This window comes from Rhizobium sp. L51/94 (assembly GCF_019355555.1).
Classification (GTDB): Bacteria; Pseudomonadota; Alphaproteobacteria; order Rhizobiales; family Rhizobiaceae; genus Rhizobium; species Rhizobium rhododendri.
Window position 1 is genome coordinate 1296756 of sequence record NZ_CP072141.1, and the last position, 15286, is coordinate 1312041.

At 60.9% G+C, this 15286-nt stretch carries 15 protein-coding genes; 2 read left to right on the forward strand and 13 right to left on the reverse strand.

Annotated features, from left to right (window positions below; translation table 11 throughout):
• Window positions 1-139 precede the first annotated feature (139 nt).
• The 5 genes from pyrC to J5274_RS06235 all read right to left on the reverse strand — a co-directional run bounded on the left by pyrC (window position 140) and on the right by J5274_RS06235 (window position 4918).
• Window positions 140-1180, reverse strand: a complete 1041-nt coding sequence (gene pyrC, locus J5274_RS06215; protein WP_142823915.1) for a dihydroorotase — start codon at window positions 1178-1180, stop codon at window positions 140-142.
• A 97-nt stretch (window positions 1181-1277) separates the two neighbouring features.
• On the reverse strand, window positions 1278-1904 hold the full coding sequence (locus J5274_RS06220; protein WP_142823916.1) for a nucleoside triphosphate hydrolase: 627 nt from the start codon (window positions 1902-1904) through the stop codon (window positions 1278-1280).
• Entirely contained in the window at window positions 1901-2683 is a 783-nt protein-coding gene (locus J5274_RS06225) for an ATP-binding cassette domain-containing protein (protein ID WP_142823917.1), read from the reverse strand. Before J5274_RS06225 ends, J5274_RS06220 begins: the two co-directional genes overlap by 4 nt.
• 1 nt (window position 2684) lies before the next feature.
• Window positions 2685-3749, reverse strand: a complete 1065-nt coding sequence (locus tag J5274_RS06230) for an ABC transporter permease (protein ID WP_142823918.1) — start codon at window positions 3747-3749, stop codon at window positions 2685-2687.
• 143 nt (window positions 3750-3892) lie between these two features.
• The gene (locus J5274_RS06235; RefSeq protein WP_142823919.1) at window positions 3893-4918 is read right to left on the reverse strand and encodes a sugar ABC transporter substrate-binding protein; all 1026 of its coding nucleotides are present in this window, start codon (window positions 4916-4918) and stop codon (window positions 3893-3895) included.
• 232 nt (window positions 4919-5150) lie between these two features.
• On the opposite strand from J5274_RS06235, the gene J5274_RS06240 reads away from it, so the two are divergent.
• Entirely contained in the window at window positions 5151-6398 is a 1248-nt protein-coding gene (locus J5274_RS06240) for an ROK family transcriptional regulator (protein ID WP_142823920.1), read from the forward strand.
• Window positions 6382-6813, forward strand: coding sequence for an RbsD/FucU family protein (locus tag J5274_RS06245; protein WP_111216568.1), 432 nt, complete (start codon window positions 6382-6384; stop codon window positions 6811-6813). The genes J5274_RS06240 and J5274_RS06245 overlap by 17 nt, the downstream gene beginning before the upstream one ends.
• A gap of 9 nt (window positions 6814-6822) precedes the next feature.
• Here J5274_RS06245 and J5274_RS06250 read toward each other — a convergent pair whose 3' ends face one another.
• The 8 genes from J5274_RS06250 to J5274_RS06285 form a co-directional block, all read right to left on the reverse strand.
• A complete protein-coding gene (locus J5274_RS06250; protein WP_142823921.1) occupies window positions 6823-7215 on the reverse strand; it encodes a VOC family protein in 393 nt (130 codons plus the stop codon).
• Entirely contained in the window at window positions 7212-8840 is a 1629-nt protein-coding gene (gene pgi, locus J5274_RS06255; RefSeq protein WP_142823922.1) for a glucose-6-phosphate isomerase, read from the reverse strand. Before pgi ends, J5274_RS06250 begins: the two co-directional genes overlap by 4 nt.
• Window positions 8841-9090: 250 nt before the next feature.
• The gene (locus tag J5274_RS06260) at window positions 9091-10785 is read right to left on the reverse strand and encodes a long-chain-fatty-acid--CoA ligase (protein ID WP_219274809.1); all 1695 of its coding nucleotides are present in this window, start codon (window positions 10783-10785) and stop codon (window positions 9091-9093) included.
• A gap of 193 nt (window positions 10786-10978) precedes the next feature.
• Window positions 10979-11374 carry a VOC family protein gene (locus tag J5274_RS06265; protein WP_142823924.1) on the reverse strand — a complete coding sequence of 132 codons (396 nt, stop codon included), beginning with the start codon at window positions 11372-11374 and terminating at the stop codon, window positions 10979-10981.
• 46 nt (window positions 11375-11420) lie between these two features.
• Window positions 11421-12170, reverse strand: a complete 750-nt coding sequence (locus tag J5274_RS06270) for an ABC transporter permease (RefSeq protein WP_142823925.1) — start codon at window positions 12168-12170, stop codon at window positions 11421-11423.
• A complete protein-coding gene (locus J5274_RS06275) occupies window positions 12167-13105 on the reverse strand; it encodes an ABC transporter ATP-binding protein (RefSeq protein ID WP_162854761.1) in 939 nt (312 codons plus the stop codon). The genes J5274_RS06270 and J5274_RS06275 overlap by 4 nt, the downstream gene beginning before the upstream one ends.
• 26 nt (window positions 13106-13131) lie before the next feature.
• Window positions 13132-14298, reverse strand: coding sequence for an ABC transporter permease (locus J5274_RS06280; protein WP_142823927.1), 1167 nt, complete (start codon window positions 14296-14298; stop codon window positions 13132-13134).
• Between the two features lie 72 nt (window positions 14299-14370).
• Window positions 14371-15279 (reverse strand): ABC transporter substrate-binding protein, encoded by a 909-nt coding sequence (locus J5274_RS06285; RefSeq protein ID WP_142823928.1) that lies wholly within the window; start codon window positions 15277-15279, stop codon window positions 14371-14373.
• Window positions 15280-15286 lie beyond the last annotated feature (7 nt).

The window sequence follows — 15286 nt, forward strand, 5'->3', positions numbered from 1 at the left end:
TCTCTCTACGGGTTCATTCCGCGATGCATGGTATCAGCGCGAGACTATTCTGACATAGGTATCCAATCGGTTACCATCATGCGCAAAAAGCCTGGTTTTGTCGCATGAAGGCATGTCCAATGACGGACATTATAGCTGCCTAAGGTTCGACGGCCCAATGCAGCGGGAACATCGGGTCGAAAACTGTCACTGGACCCGCTCCCGTCTCTATTTTCTCCGGAAACGCAATCGATTCGACCCGGCGGACCAGCGTCATCGTCTCCGTATTCGGCTGCAGTCCATACCATGCCGGTCCGTTCAGCGACACGAAGGCCTCCAGCTTGTCGAGTGCGCCTTCCTGTTCGAAGACATGCGCAAGGCAGCTCATCGTGTTGATCGAGGTGTAGATGCCGGCGCAGCCGCAGGCACATTCCTTGAGCGGGTCGACATGGGGCGCGGAGTCGGTACCAAGGAAAAACCGATGGTCGCCGCTTGTCGCTGCCGCCCGCAAAGCCAGCCGATGGCTCTCGCGCTTGGCGACCGGCAGACAATAATAGTGCGGCCGGATACCGCCGACGAGGATGGCGTTGCGGTTGATGATCAGGTGGTGGGTGGTGATCGTCCCGGCCAGGTTGGCGGTTGCCGACTTGATATAGTCGATCCCGTCGGAGGTGGTGACATGCTCCATCGTCACCTTCAATTCGGGCAGGCGCTGGCGCAGCGGATCGAGAACTGTCTCGATGAACACCGCCTCACGATCGAATATATCGACGTCGGCAGCCGTTACCTCACCGTGGACGCAGAGTGGCAGGCCAATCTTCGCCATACGCTCCAGCACCGGCATCGCCTTGTTGAAATCGCGCACTCCACCATGCGAGTTTGTCGTGGCGCCCGCCGGGTAAAGTTTTACGGCAGTGATCAGGCCGCTGTTCTTGCCCTCCTCGACATCGTCGGGGCTGGTGTGTTCGGTGAGATAAAGCGTCATCAGTGGCTGGAAGCTGTCGCCCTCCGGCAACGCCGCCATGATCCGTTCCCGGTAGGCTATTGCATCGGCAGTGGTCACCACTGGCGGTACGAGATTGGGCATGATGATGGCGCGGGCGAAGTGGCGGCTGCTGTCTCCGATCACGCCCTCCATCATTGCACCGTCGCGAAGGTGCAGATGCCAGTCGTCGGGGCGGCGGATGGTAAGCTTTTGCATCGATGTCTCCCGGAGGCGGGCTTATGGCGTCGCGCCGGGATAACATTCATGCACCGCCGATGACAACTGTCTTCGTCAAGGTGCTGCCAAGTAGGTATCAGGCGATTTCCAGCGTCACGTCTGCCGGGCGCCTGTTGCCGAGGATCAGCCGGCCGTTCGGCAGGTCGTTGTCGTAGACCTTCGCGTGGGCTTCCTCTTCGCTCAGCTTGTAGCCGCGCCAGCGCGCCCAGAGGCGCTCCTCCAGCACTTCCATCGGCGGCGCCATCAGGATCGAAAAATCGAACATGCCCTCCAGTTCAGCCCATTTTCCCTGGCTGAACAGGAGATAGTTGCCCTCGACGATGATGAAGCGATGATCGGGCGAGACAACGCGGGCGGAGGCGATCGCCAGTTCGCGCGACCGGTCGAAGACCGGCACGAGAACTTCCTGGTCGCCAGGCCGTACGGCCTTGACGATGTCGAGGAAGGCGCGCACGTCGAAAGTTTCCGGCGTGCCTTTGCGGGCAAGCTGGCCCCGGGCGATCAGGATGGCGTTGTCCATGTGGAAACCGTCCATCGGCAGCACTTCGGCGCTTTCGCCGCGTGCTTTGAGTGCATCGGCCAGGTTATCGGCCAGCGTCGATTTGCCGGCCCCGGGAGGACCGGCAATCGCCACCATGAACCGCTTGACCGATCCAGCCCTGTCGATGATCTGGCCGGCCATGTCCTCGACAGTCGGGCTCATGCAGCGACGGTCTCGGCGGGCACGCCCTTGGCGCCTGTCATGAAGGCAACGGCGTCGGACATCGAGTAGTCCTTCGGGTTGATGACCGTCAGGCGCTTGCCAAGCCTATGGATGTGGATGCGATCGGCCACTTCGAAGACATGCGGCATGTTGTGGGAGATCAGAACGATCGGAATGCCGCGTGACCGCACGTCGAGGATCAGTTCGAGAACGCGACGACTTTCCTTGACGCCGAGCGCTGCCGTCGGTTCATCGAGGATGATGACCTTTGATCCAAAAGCTGCAGCGCGCGCCACGGCCACGCCCTGGCGCTGGCCGCCGGAGAGGGTTTCGACGGTCTGGTTGATATTCTGGATCGTCATGAGCCCGAGTTCCGAAAGCTTGTCGCGGGCCTTGGTCTCCATGGCCGGCCGGTCAAGCATGCGAAACACGCTGCCGAGAATGCCAGGCTTGCGGATCTCGCGACCGAGGAACATGTTGTCTGCGATCGAAAGCGCCGGCGAAAGAGCCAGGTTCTGGTAGACCGTCTCGATGCCGGCTTCGCGGGCCTCGAGCGGCGACTTGAACTGAACCACACGGCCTTCCAGCTTGATCTCGCCTTCGTCGACGATAGTAGCTCCGGAAATGGCCTTGATGAGCGACGACTTGCCGGCGCCGTTATCGCCGATGACCGCCAGGATCTCGCCCGGATAAAGGTCGAAGTCGGCATGGTCGAGGGCGGTTACGCGGCCGTAGCGCTTGACGAGGCCACGGGCGGTGAGAATGGGTTGAGCGGCCATGTTACACCGAAACCTTTCTGATCCACTGATCGATGGCGACAGCGGCGATGATGAGAACGCCGGTGAGCAGAACTTTCCATTGCGGATCGGCGCCGAGCATGTTGAGGCCCATCGATACGACGCCGACGATCATTGCGCCAAACAGCGTTCCGAGGATGGAACCACGGCCGCCGAACAGCGAGATACCGCCGATAACGGTTGCCGTGATGGCCTGTAGGTTGAAGTCGGTGACGGCCGAAGACGGGGAAACCGAACCATTGCGGCCGATCGACACCCATGCTGCAAGCCCTGCGATGACGCCGGAGATTGCGTAGACTGTGAGGAGAACTTTCTTGGTCTGGATGCCGGCAAGCTTCGCAGCCTCGGGATCATCGCCGACCGCATAGACATGGCGGCCCCAGGCCGTGTGGTTCAGCACATACCAGAGCAGGATAACCAGCAGCACCATGGCAACAACGCCGAGCGTCAGGACCGCGCTGCCGAGCTTGAAGCTGACGGCAAAGAGATGCAGCAGGGGCGCCTTGTCCTGGACATCCGTGTCGCGAATGGTCTCGTTGGCCGAATAGATGAAATTCGTCGCCATCACGATGTTCCATGTGCCGAGCGTCACGATAAACGGCGGAAGCTTCATGTAGGCGACGAGGAGGCCGTTGAGCAGTCCGCAGACGCCGCCGGCAAACATGCCTGCCACAACCGCAATCGGTGTTGGCAAGCCATAGGTAATGGCAAAATTACCCATGATGACTGAAGAGATGACCATGATGACGCCGATCGACAGGTCGATACCCGCCGTCAGGATCACCAGCGTCTGGGCGGCACCGAGAATGCCGACGATGGCAATCTGCTGCAGGATGAGCGTCAGAGTGTAGGACGAAAAGAACCGTCCGCCGATCGCCAGTCCGAAAACCACGATGGCAAGCACGAGAACGATCAGCGGCACGGCCGCAGGCGTCGAATGCAAAAAGTGCTGGGCGCGCTTCAAAAGGGAAAGTTTTTCATTCTCGAAGGAGACGACATTCTTGTCGCTGTCGTCGAGAACACGTTCGAATTCCTGTGCTCCGGTCATATTTCCTCCTCTGCGCGCCAAACGGCGCAGAAAGCCTCACCAATGTCTCCGGGCGTGATGCCGGCAGGCGGCGAACGTTCGTTGGCTAGTTACGAAATTCCGGCCGGGGCTGACCCCGGCCGGATGAAGATGTCAGACGAATATCAGCCCCAGCACTTCGCAGTGCCTTCCTTGACGTCGATCGACGGTACGCCGTTAACCGGCTTGTCCGTGACGAGCGAGACGCCAGTGTCGAAGAATGCCTTGCCAGGTGTCGGCTTCGGCTTTTCGCCCGTGTCGGCGAACTTCTTGATGGCTTCGACGCCCATGGCTGCCATCATCAGCGGGTACTGCTGCGATGTCGCTCCGATGACGCCTTCCTTGACGGACTTGACGCCCGGGCAACCGCCGTCGACGGAGACGATCAGCACGTCTTTTTCCATGCCGACAGCCTTCAGTGCCTGGTAGGCGCCGACTGCAGCAGGCTCGTTGATCGTGTGGATGACGTTGATCCCTGGATCCTTCTGGAGAAGGTTTTCCATGGCTTTGCGGCCGCCTTCTTCATTGCCGTTGGTCACGTCGTGACCGACGATGCGCGGATCGGTTTCGTCGCCGATCTTGTTCGGGTCCTTGGGATCGATGCCGAAGCCAATCATGAAGCCCTGGTCGCGCAGGACGTCGACGGAAGGCTGCGATGGCGTCAGGTCGAGGAAGCCGACCTTTGCGGTCTTGGCCTTGTCGCCCATGGTGCCCTTGGCCCATTCGCCGACGAGCTTGCCGGCAAGCAGGTTGTCGGTGGCAAAGGTTGCGTCGGCAGCATCGGCTGGCTCAAGCGGAGTGTCGAGCGCGATGACAACGAGCCCGGCGTCGCGAGCCTTCTTGACCGAGGAAACGATGCCCTTGGTGTCCGATGCAGTGATCAGGATGCCCTTTGCGCCGCTGGCAATGCAGCTCTCGATGGCCGCAACCTGGCTTTCGCTGTCGCCGTCGATCTTGCCGGCATAAGCCTTCAGGGTAACGCCGAGTTCCTTGGCCTTGGCCGTGGCGCCTTCCTTCATCTTGACGAAGAACGGATTGGTGTCGGTCTTGGTGATGAGGCAGACAGTCGTGTCGGCGGCATTTGCCGGCATGGCGAAGACGACGCCAAGAGCAAGTCCGGCGAGCGCTGCAGTGATAACGGATTTCTTCATGCGATCCTCCCAGGATGTGAACAGGCCGGCCCAAACAGGGTCCGGGATGCAGTTGCGGCAAATGCTTTAAATTTGATCTGCACGCTTCCTCCAAAGCCGTGCCGCGCCTCCATATCGGCGATTTAAAGCGGAAAGGTCGCGCCCTGTCAATAAATAAATCCAATTGAATTATTAATCGACTGTGGCATGATGCTGAAAAATGAGGCATGGCCATTACGGGAGGAGTCGGCCGATGTCATCCGTGGAAGATCCGGCAAGCACATTGCCGTCGTCATACAATCTGGAAGCCAGCGGCGGAGCCAATCAGGTTCGCGTCCGCGCCTACAATGAGCGGCTGGTGCTGTCGCTTGTGCGCCGCCACGGAGCACTTTCGAAGGCCGACATCGCCCGGCGGACAGGTTTGTCGGCCCAGACCGTATCGGTGATCATGCGGGTGCTGGAAAAGGAAGGCTTGCTCTTGCGTGACGAGCCGGTACGCGGCCGTGTCGGCCAGCCCTCGACGCCGATGCGTCTCAACGCCGATGCCGTCCTCTCCTTCGGCGTCAAGATCGGCCGGCGCAGTGCCGATCTCGTGTTGATGGATTTCGTCGGAAACATCCGCAAGCAACTCCACCAGACCTACGCCTATCCGTTGCCGCACGAGATAATCGAGTTCGTCACGCGCGGTATTCGCCAGATCGAAGGCGAGATGAGTGCCAAAGAACGCGGCAATATTGCCGGGATCGGCATAGCCGCACCCTTTGAACTCTGGAGCTGGGCCGAAGAAGTCGGGGCTCCCGATGGTGCGATGGAGGTCTGGCGCGGCTTCGACCTGCAGATCGAGGTCGGCGCGCGCGTATCGCATCCGGTCTATCTGCAGAACGATGCCACCAGTGCCTGTGGAGCGGAACTGGTTTTCGGCGCCGGCGCCCGCTATCCGGATTTCGTCTACATGTTCATCGGCTCGTTCATCGGCGGCGGCATCGTCCTCAATTCGTCGATCTTCGTCGGTCGTACCGGCACAGCCGGCGCCATCGGACCGCTGCCCGTGCGCGATCGCCACGGTGAGACGCGCCAGCTGCTGAAGATTGCTTCGATCTTCGTGCTCGAAAATCTCCTGCGCGAGCATGGCATCGATCCGCAGCCGCTGTGGTATTCCGCCAACGACTGGATCGATTTCGGGCCGCCGCTCGAGATCTGGATCCAGGATACGGCCGCAGCCCTGGCGCAGGCCATCGTCGCCGCGGCATCGATCATCGATTTCAGTGCTGCGGTGATCGACGGCGGGTTCCCCGATTGGGTCCGCCAGCGCGTTGTCCAGGCCACCATCAAGGCTGCTGCCGAACTCGACTTGCAGGGCGTCGTGATGCCCGAAATCGTCGAGGGGTCGGTCGGCACCCAGGCACGCGCCATCGGTGGCGCCAGTCTGCCGATCTTTGCCCGCTATCTCATAGACCAGAACATTCTCTTCAAGGAAATTGACAATGCTGAAGCACATTGACCCGCTGCTGAGCCCGGAACTTCTCTTCGCCCTCAGGGCCATGGGACATGGCGACGAAATCGCGCTGGTGGACGGGAATTATCCCGGCCTGACCGACGCGCGCCGCCTCATCCGCCTCGATGGTCATGGCGTGATTGCCGTGCTGAATGCTGTTCTGAGCGTCCTGCCGATAGACGAATTCGTCGACGAAGCCATCTTCCGCGCCACCGTCAAGCAGGACCGCGACACCCTCGATCCAGTCCACCGGGAGATGGTCGAATGCTGCGCCCGGCACGTGCCGGACATCAAGGTCGTGCCATTGCTGCCCGCCGATTTCTACGCTCGCGTCAAAGGCGCCCACGCCCTTATCCAGACAAGCGAACCTCGGCTCTACGGCAATATCATCCTGCGCAAGGGTGTTATTTACCCGGCTTAAGAAATCTCTTTATCGGCTCCAGGCGGCCTGTTGCAGAACGACGCGGTAGCCGTCCGGATCCTCGAATGTCTTTCCCTGTACGTCCCAATAGTCGTTGTACGACGTGACCGTCGCGCATCCTGCGGCTTCTATGCGGTCCACGGCAGCCCGCCACTCCGCCTCATCCGGCAGGTACAACACCAGCAGGTTATCCTGCGTCGGAGCCCGGCCGACAGTGTGGCCGCGGTGATGGGTGAATTCCAGGTGATAGGGCCAGTGCGGGTGACCTAGGACCAGCCCGTCAAAGCCGTTGTGACCCTCGAAGGCAACGAGAACCTCAAATCCCAGCCCCGCCTCGTAGAAGGGGCGGAGCCGGGCGATGTCGTCCGTCGGTCTTGCGACACGCAGGACAGGGACGGTCATGACTTGGCGCGAGCTTTCAGCGCGGCGACGAGACCGATGGTCGAGGAATCGTGGCCCTCGGCACTTTCCTTGCCTTCGACGACAGGTAGCAGGCCGGTCGCCAGTTCCTTGCCGAGTTCGACGCCCCACTGGTCGAAGGAGTTGATGCGGAACAGCACGCCTTCGACGAAGACGCGGTGTTCGTAGAGGGCAATCAGGCGGCCGAGCGCAAACGGCGTCAGCTGGTCGTAGACGAAGGTGATCGACGGACGATTGCCGGTAAAGACGCGGTGCGGCGCGATGAAGTCGGCCTTCTTGTCCTCCATGCCTTTGTCGGTCAGCTGCTTCTTGGCTTCCTCGAACGTACGGCCCTTCATCAGCGCTTCCGACTGGGCAAGAACGTTGGCGATCAGCAGCTGGTGCTGGTGGCGCAGTTCAGGCTCAAAGGAGTTGGCGGCAATCATGAACTCCGCCGGGATGACGCTCGTGCCCTGATGAATCAGCTGGTAGAAAGCGTGCTGGCCGTTGGTCCCAGGCTCTCCCCAGACGACCGGGCCGGAATTGCCCTCGACCGGGGTGCCGTCGATGGTGACGCCCTTGCCGTTCGATTCCATGTCAAGCTGCTGCAAGTAGGCCGGAAAACGCGACAGGCGCTGGTCATAGGGCAGGATGGCGCGCGTCGCATAGCCGAGGACGTTGCGGTCGTAGTAGCCGATGAGGCCCAGCAGCACCGGCAGGTTCTTCTCGATCGGTGCCGTGCGGAAATGGTTGTCCATCGCATGCGCTCCATCCAGGAACTTGCCGAAATTTTCAGGACCGACGGCAATCATCAGCGGCAGGCCGATGGCCGACCAGATCGAGTAGCGTCCGCCAACCCAGTCCCAGAAGCCGAAGACGCGGGCGCTGTCGATGCCGAAGGTCGCGACCTTGTCGAGCGCTGTCGAGACGGCGCAGAAATGATGTTGCACGGCCGCTTCGCCTAGTGCCTTGGAAATGAAGTCGCGCGCCGTCTGCGCATTGGTCATCGTCTCGATGGTCGTGAACGTCTTCGAGGCGACGATGAACAGGGTGGTTTCCGGCTGCACCAGTTTCAGGATATCGGCGATATGGGCGCTGTCGATATTGGAGACGAAATGCGACTTCGGGCCATCGTGGAAAGGCGCCAGTGCCAGCGTTGCCATAACCGGGCCGAGATCTGAGCCGCCAATACCGATGTTTATGACGTCGGTGATCGCCTTGCCCGTGGCGCCCTTGATGGTGCCGGAGCGGATACCATCGGCAAACTTGCCCATCGCTGCCAGCACGCCGTTGACATCAGGCATGACGTCCTTGCCATCGACCATCACCGGCGTGTTCGAGCGGTTGCGGAGTGCGGTATGGAGCACAGCGCGCCCCTCGGTGAAATTGATAGGGGCGCCGGAAAACATCTCGTCGCGCTTTTTCTCGACCCCGCCCTCGGTGGCAAGCTTCAGCAGCAGCGCCATGATCTCGTCATTGACCGCCGTCTTGGAGTAATCCATCAGCAGGTCGTCCAGCGAAGCGGTGTAGCGGGAGAAACGGCCGCTATCGGCGGCGAATGCCGCGCGAATGTCGGTGGCATTGGTGGCCGCAGCCGTGCTCTTCAATTGTTCGACGATCGCTTGCATGGGAAGCTCCTTAGGGGTTCGGAGAAGGTCGCGGAAACTATTCGCTTTGTGATGCCTAAATCAAGTTGGGTCACAAACTATTCGTAAAAAAGCGGAGAGGTGCCGCACCTCCGTTTCAAAAGCAAGGCTCTTGCCAAAGTCGGTGCGGCCCATCCTCACCGATGGGCCGGCTGGTCGCGGCCCCTACTGCTTCTGCCTTGAAACAGGGTGCTACAATCACTCTTTCTGGTTGCTTTCAATTGAAGTATTTCTACCCACGCAATTCCTTCCGCAAGATCTTGCCGACATTCGATTTCGGCAGTTCGTTGCGGAATTCGATGAAGCGTGGGCGTTTGTAGTTGGTGAGGTACCGGGCGCAGTGGGCCTTGATGTCAGCCTCGGTGAGTGCGGGATCGCGGCGGACCACGAAGAGCTTGACGGCCTCGCCGGAATGCTCGTCTGCTACGCCGACCGCAGCCGCCTCGACGATCCCTGCATGCATCGCGGCGACTTCCTCGATCTCGTTGGGATAGACGTTAAAGCCCGAAACGAGGATCATGTCCTTCTTGCGATCGACGATCTTGGTATAGCCGCGAGTATCCATGAAGCCCATGTCGCCGGAGCGAAAATAGCCGTCCGGCGTCATAGCCCGCGCAGTCTCTTCCGGCTGCATCCAGTAGCCGGCCATCACCTGCGGTCCGCGGATGCAGATTTCGCCGACGGTGCCGAGCGGCAGCGAATGGCCCTCGTCGTCGCGAATATCGATATCGGTCGACGACAGCGGCAGGCCTATGGTGCCGGAAAATTCGGTGCTGTCGAAACGGTTGGCGCTGGCCACCGGAGAGGTCTCGGAGAGGCCGTAGCCTTCGGTGATCCAGGCGCCGGTCAGCGTATGCCAGCGCTCCGCGATCGGCCGCTGCACGGCCATGCCGCCGGCAAGCGTGCTCACCTGTGAAAGGTCCAGCTTGCCGAAATCCGGATTGTTCATCAGCGCATTCAGGAGCGTGTTCAACGCCGGGAAGATGTCGACGCGATGCTTGCCCAGTTCCTTGATGAAGCCCGGGATGTCCCTTGGATTGGCGATCAGCACGTTGTGTGCGCCAAGTGATACGCCCATCAGGCAATTCACCGTCAGCGCGAAGATATGGTAGAGGGGCAGGGCGCAGACGAAGGTCAGGATCTCCGGCCGTGGCTTGGAAATATACGCCGAGTTCAGCCACAGCTGCAGCTGGAGCTGGTTGGCGAGTAGATTGGCGTGGGTGAGCGTCGCCGCCTTTGCAGTGCCAGTCGTCCCGCCAGTATATTGCAGGAACGCGGTGTCGCCTTGCGTCAGTGCCACCCGTTCCAGCTTCAGACCTTCGCCTTCGGCCAACACCTTCGAAAACGCTATGTGAGACGGGATGGACCAGGACGGCACCAGCTTCTTGACATGTCGGACGATGAAATTGACGATGTGGCCCTTGAGGCCGATCATCTCTCCGAATGAGCTGACGACCACATGGCGAAGCGCGGTGCGATCGAGCACTTGCTCCACAGTGTGGGCGAAATTCTCCAGCACAAAAATGGCCTTGGCGCCGCAGTCGCGCAGCTGATGCTCGAGTTCTCGAGGTGTGTAGAGTGGGTTGACGTTGACGACGATAAGCCCTGCCCGCAGGATGCCGAACGTCGCGACCGGGTTCTGCAGCCCGTTCGGCATCATCACGGCGACGCGGTCGCCTTTGACAAACCCACGGCTCTGAAGCCAGGCGGCGATCTTGCGTGTCTGCTGCTCCATCTCGCCATAGGTCATGGCCCGTCCCATGCTGGTAAAGGCCGGACGGGTGGCGTAGCGGGCGCAGCTATCCTCGAAAAGTTCGCTCAGCGACTGATGCTCAAGTGGCGGCAGGTCTGCCGGCACGCAATCAGGGTAGGACGAAAGCCAGATCCGATCCTGTGCCGGTCCGGTGTAGGTGGGCGCCTCGCTCATGCCACTCTCCTCCCGCAGCCCAACCGCTGCAGTGATTTCGCCGGTGGTTGTGGTGGAAGCCTCCCGCTGGCCACCACGCCGACGCATGTCTCGCATGAAACTAGGCCGACTGCACGCCGGGGGTCAATCGCTGCCGTCGCATTGGCCGTGAAACGACAGCAGACCGGATCGGTCGGCTGAGGGGCACTTCATTTTACTGATACCGGCCATGACGCTGCAGCACCTCGATCTTGTAGCCGTCTGGATCGGTCACGAAGAAAAACAGCGCGAGCAAGGTTCCGTCGCGGTTGAGCTCGGTGATCTTGCCGGGATTGAGACCAAGTGCCGTGAAACGTGCATGCTCCTCCTTGATGTCGTCGACCGACACCGCCAGGTGACCGTAGGCCTCGCCGATGGCATAGGGCTCGACGCGCTGGAGGTTGATTGTCAGCTCCAGCTCGAAGCCGGTCTCGCGATTGCTGAGATAGACCAGCGTGAATGTCTCGAAGGCGATGCGATCGGCCACTTCGAGGCCGAATGCTTTTTCGTAGAACTCGACCGACCGCGCCTCGTCGAGCACGCGGATCATCGAATGAATCATTTTCGCCATGGCGGTCTCCTTTGATGTGCCGAAATCTACGAGCGACGGGTAAGCCTTATGCTGCACGCAGGCCAGTTCGTCTGGCGAGCAGCCGCTCGACCTGCGCCATCGCATCATAGATCAATACGGCCATCAACCCGACGATCAGCCCACCCTGCAGGATAAAGGCGGTGTTGTCGGAAATCAGCCCGGCAATGATCACCTCTCCCAGCCCTTTGGCGGCGACAGTCGAGCCGATTGTCGCCGTACCGATGTTGATGACGGTCGCGACCTTCAATCCCTCGAGTATGAGAGGCATGGCCAACGGCAGCTCGATCGAAAAAAGCCGTTGGCGCGGGCTCATGCCCATCCCGTCTGCGGCCTCGAGCAGGGACGCCGGTATTTGCTGCAGCCCGGCTACGGTATTCTCGAAGATCGGCAGCAGGCCGTAAAGAAAGAGCGCGATCAGTGTCGGCGCCATCCCGAAGCCGGTGGCCGGCACCGCCAGTGCCAGCACGGCCACGGGCGGGAACGTCTGGCCGGCATTGGCGATGGCCCGGGTCAGCGGCAGGAAATCGGCGCCGCTCGCCCGCGTCACGAATATGCCGCCGAGAACGGCAAGCACCGCGCTGCCGGCTATGGAGATCGCCACAAGCTCGAGGTGGTTGGCTGCCAGCAGTACCAGACTGTTCTGCGTATAGACCGGCGGCGCACCGTAGTTGGTAAGCGGCGCCAGCAGGAAAGTCAGCCACTCCGTCCTGAACAAGAGGATGAGAAGAAGCGCCAGCGCGGTAAGCCTGAAGACGTTGGCGACGAAGAGCCTCATGCGCGCTTGCCCAATTGTAGCAGTCGCTGCATCGAGATCGAGCCTACCGGGTTCTCGTTCTCGTCGCGGACGGAGGCCTCGTCTATCCCCTGCCAGATCATTTCCGACAGCGCGTCGCGCAAGTTCAGGGTTTCGGGAAGGCCGAAGCCAAGACCTGCCTTTGCCGGCTCCATGCCGGCTTTCAACGGCAGCATGGCCATCAGCTTCAACGCCTTATCGGAAGTCCCGGTGAGTTGCTCCACGAAGCTGTCGGCTGGCTCGGTCAGGATAGTCTCGGGCGAGGCGCACTGCAGCAGCTTGCCCTCGCTCATCACTGCGATGCGGTCGCCAAGATGGAACGCTTCGTCCATATCGTGGGTGACAAGAATGATGGTCGTGCCGAATTGTTTCTGGATCGCCAGCAGATCGTCCTGGGCCTTGCCGCGGATGACGGGGTCGAGAGCTCCGAACGGCTCGTCCATCAGCAGCACCTCCGGTTCTGCCGCAAGAGCCCGGGCGACACCGACACGCTGCTGCTGGCCGCCGGACAACTGATGCGGATATTTGCCGGCGAAGGTCGCTGCGTCCAGGCGGAAAAGCGACAGCAGTTCCTCAACCCGTCGATCGATGCGCGGCTTGTCCCAGCCAAGCAACTGCGGCACGGTCGCGATGTTCTGCGCCACCGTGCGGTGGGGAAACAGACCGTGACCCTGAATGGCGTAGCCGATCCGTCGCCTGAGTTCGGTCACCGGCACGGAAACGACATCCCTGCCGCCAACCAGGATCTGGCCGCTTGTCATCGGCACCAGCCGGTTCACCATCCGCAGCAGTGTCGATTTGCCTGAGCCGGAGGTGCCGACGACGACGGTCACCGAGCCCTTGGTGACCGTCATGCTGACGTCGTCGACAACAGTAGCGTCGCCATATCGCTTCGTCACGTTGCGAAATTCGATCATCGTTTCCTGCTGTATCCCGGTCGAATTCATGCGCGGCGTCCCCGGATGGTGTCGATGACGGCGTCGAGAACGACGGCCGATGAAAATGCCAGAAAGACGGTCGGCACGGCGCCGAGCAGCACCAGATCCATCGCGGTCTGGCCCAGTCCCTGGAAGATGAACAATCCGAAACCGCCGCCGCCGATAAGCGCTGCCACGGTCACCAGTCCGATTGCCTGGACCAGAACGATGCGGATGCCGGTGAGGATGACGGGAAAGGCAAGCGGCAGGTCGATGCCGAACAGGATCTGCAGCCGCGTCAGTCCCATGCCTGCTGCGGCATCGCGCACGGCCGGATCGACTCCCTCGAGGCCAACGACCGTATTGGCGACAACCGGCAGCAACGAATAGAGGATCAGCGCGATCAGCGCCGGCGCGGCACCGATACCGCGGATGCCGAGGTCAGCGGCGCCAGGCACGTGGGTTGCGATGTAGCCGAGCGGCAGCATCAGCAACCCGAACAGGGCGAGGCTGGGGATGGTCTGTACCATGCTCAGCACCTGCAGCACGATTGCCCTTAGCCTCGGCACCCAGAAGCAGAGGATGCCGAGCGGCAAGGCGAGGAAGATGGCAATGATGACCGAACCGAAGGCGAGAAAAACATGAATTACTGCCTCGCCCCAGAACTGTTCGGAGCGAATAGCAAATTCCTTCATGATCGACAGGCTGTCGAGACTGCCTGAAAAGAGAAATGCCGCGAGGAGCGCCGCATAGAACAGCAGCGATGCCACCCGCATCCAAGGCGTGAGCTGCAGCTTCACCAGCGCGTCCGAAATAACCAGCCCCACAACGGCGAGAAGCACCCAGAACGTACCGCCGGGCGTCATGCGAGCAGACGCGCTGCCATTAGGCGTGGAAGCAGTCGACACAAGGCCGATGGCAAGCAGCAGGGTGGCAAGGCAAAGTGTCGCGATGACAAGGCGCAGGGGTGCATTCCGGACAAAGATGGCGGCAATTCCGGTGGCCAGCAGCAATGCCATGAGAGCCAGCACAACGGGTTGGCCGAGAAGCTGGGTCAGGGCCAGCGGCTTGCCGGCAGCAATCCGGTTAGCTTTGGCAATGATAAGCGGCATCGTTGCCGTTGCCAGAAGGCCGACGGTTACAAGTACAATGCCGAGACGATCCGCTCCACGGACCCTGTACCCATCATCCATCCACCGGCTCCAGACGTCGAAAACGAACTATGGCCCCGCACAATGGGCGGGGCCATAGGAAAATGTCGATTGTTATTTCAGGAAGCCCTTGTCCTTCAGGTAGGACTGGGCAACCGCCTTGGCCGGCTCGCCGTCTACCTGGATACGGCCGTTGAGGGTCCGCAGTTCCTCGGCCGTCAGGCTCTTGAAGATCGGGGCCAGTACTTCTTCGATCTTCGGGTTGGCCTTCAAGACTGCCTCGCGGATAATGGGCGTCGGTGCATAGACCGGCTGTACCCCCTTGTCGTCTTCCATGACGGTCAGTTCGGCAGCCTCGATAGCACCGTCCGTGCCGTAGACCATGGCGGTGTTGACGCCGTTGGTCTGGTCGGCGGCGGCCTTGATGGTGGCCGCTGTATCGCCTCCGGAGAGAACGATCGTCTGGTCAGGGCTGATCTTGAAGCCGTAGGTCGTCTGGAAGGCTGGAAGCGCTGCGGCCGAATTGACGAACTCAGAAGATGCCGCCAGCTTTACCTTGCCGCCACCCGAGATCCACTTGCCGAAATCCGACATGGTCTTCAGCTTGTTGGGGCCCGCCACGTCGTTGCGCACGGCTACCGCCCAGGTGTTATTGGCAGGCGAGGGTGTCAGCCAGACGATCTTGTTGGCGTCGTAGTCGAGCTTCTTGGCAAGAGCGTAACCAGCGTCGCTGCTCTTCCAGGCCGCGTCATCCGCCTTGTTGAAGAAAAAGCCGGCATTGCCGGTGTATTCGGCATAGATATCGATTTCGCCCGATGTGATCGCCTTGCGCAGAACCGGCGTGGTGCCGAGCGCGATGCGGTCCTGCGCCTTGATTCCGGCAGCGTTCAGCGACAGCAGGATGATGTTGCCGAGCAGCGTTCCCTCGGTGTCGATCTTCGACGAGACGACGACATCTGCGGCACTGGCGCCGGTAGCGATGAAGGCCGCAAGCGATGCGGCGACGGTAAGTGTTTTCAGCATAGTGTTC

Bases quoted from the DNA above. Each gene is read 5' to 3' on its own strand.
- pyrC (WP_142823915.1), bottom strand. From the start codon at position 1,180: ATGCAAAAGCTTACCATCCGCCGCCCCGACGACTGGCATCTGCACCTT.
- J5274_RS06220 (WP_142823916.1), bottom strand. From the start codon at position 1,904: ATGAGCCCGACTGTCGAGGACATGGCCGGCCAGATCATCGACAGGGCT.
- J5274_RS06225 (WP_142823917.1), bottom strand. From the start codon at position 2,683: ATGGCCGCTCAACCCATTCTCACCGCCCGTGGCCTCGTCAAGCGCTAC.
- J5274_RS06230 (WP_142823918.1), bottom strand. From the start codon at position 3,749: ATGACCGGAGCACAGGAATTCGAACGTGTTCTCGACGACAGCGACAAG.
- J5274_RS06235 (WP_142823919.1), bottom strand. From the start codon at position 4,918: ATGAAGAAATCCGTTATCACTGCAGCGCTCGCCGGACTTGCTCTTGGC.
- J5274_RS06240 (WP_142823920.1), top strand. From the start codon at position 5,151: ATGTCATCCGTGGAAGATCCGGCAAGCACATTGCCGTCGTCATACAAT.
- J5274_RS06245 (WP_111216568.1), top strand. From the start codon at position 6,382: ATGCTGAAGCACATTGACCCGCTGCTGAGCCCGGAACTTCTCTTCGCC.
- J5274_RS06250 (WP_142823921.1), bottom strand. From the start codon at position 7,215: ATGACCGTCCCTGTCCTGCGTGTCGCAAGACCGACGGACGACATCGCC.
- pgi (WP_142823922.1), bottom strand. From the start codon at position 8,840: ATGCAAGCGATCGTCGAACAATTGAAGAGCACGGCTGCGGCCACCAAT.
- J5274_RS06260 (WP_219274809.1), bottom strand. From the start codon at position 10,785: ATGAGCGAGGCGCCCACCTACACCGGACCGGCACAGGATCGGATCTGG.
- J5274_RS06265 (WP_142823924.1), bottom strand. From the start codon at position 11,374: ATGGCGAAAATGATTCATTCGATGATCCGCGTGCTCGACGAGGCGCGG.
- J5274_RS06270 (WP_142823925.1), bottom strand. From the start codon at position 12,170: ATGAGGCTCTTCGTCGCCAACGTCTTCAGGCTTACCGCGCTGGCGCTT.
- J5274_RS06275 (WP_162854761.1), bottom strand. From the start codon at position 13,105: ATGATCGAATTTCGCAACGTGACGAAGCGATATGGCGACGCTACTGTT.
- J5274_RS06280 (WP_142823927.1), bottom strand. From the start codon at position 14,298: ATGGATGATGGGTACAGGGTCCGTGGAGCGGATCGTCTCGGCATTGTA.
- J5274_RS06285 (WP_142823928.1), bottom strand. From the start codon at position 15,279: ATGCTGAAAACACTTACCGTCGCCGCATCGCTTGCGGCCTTCATCGCT.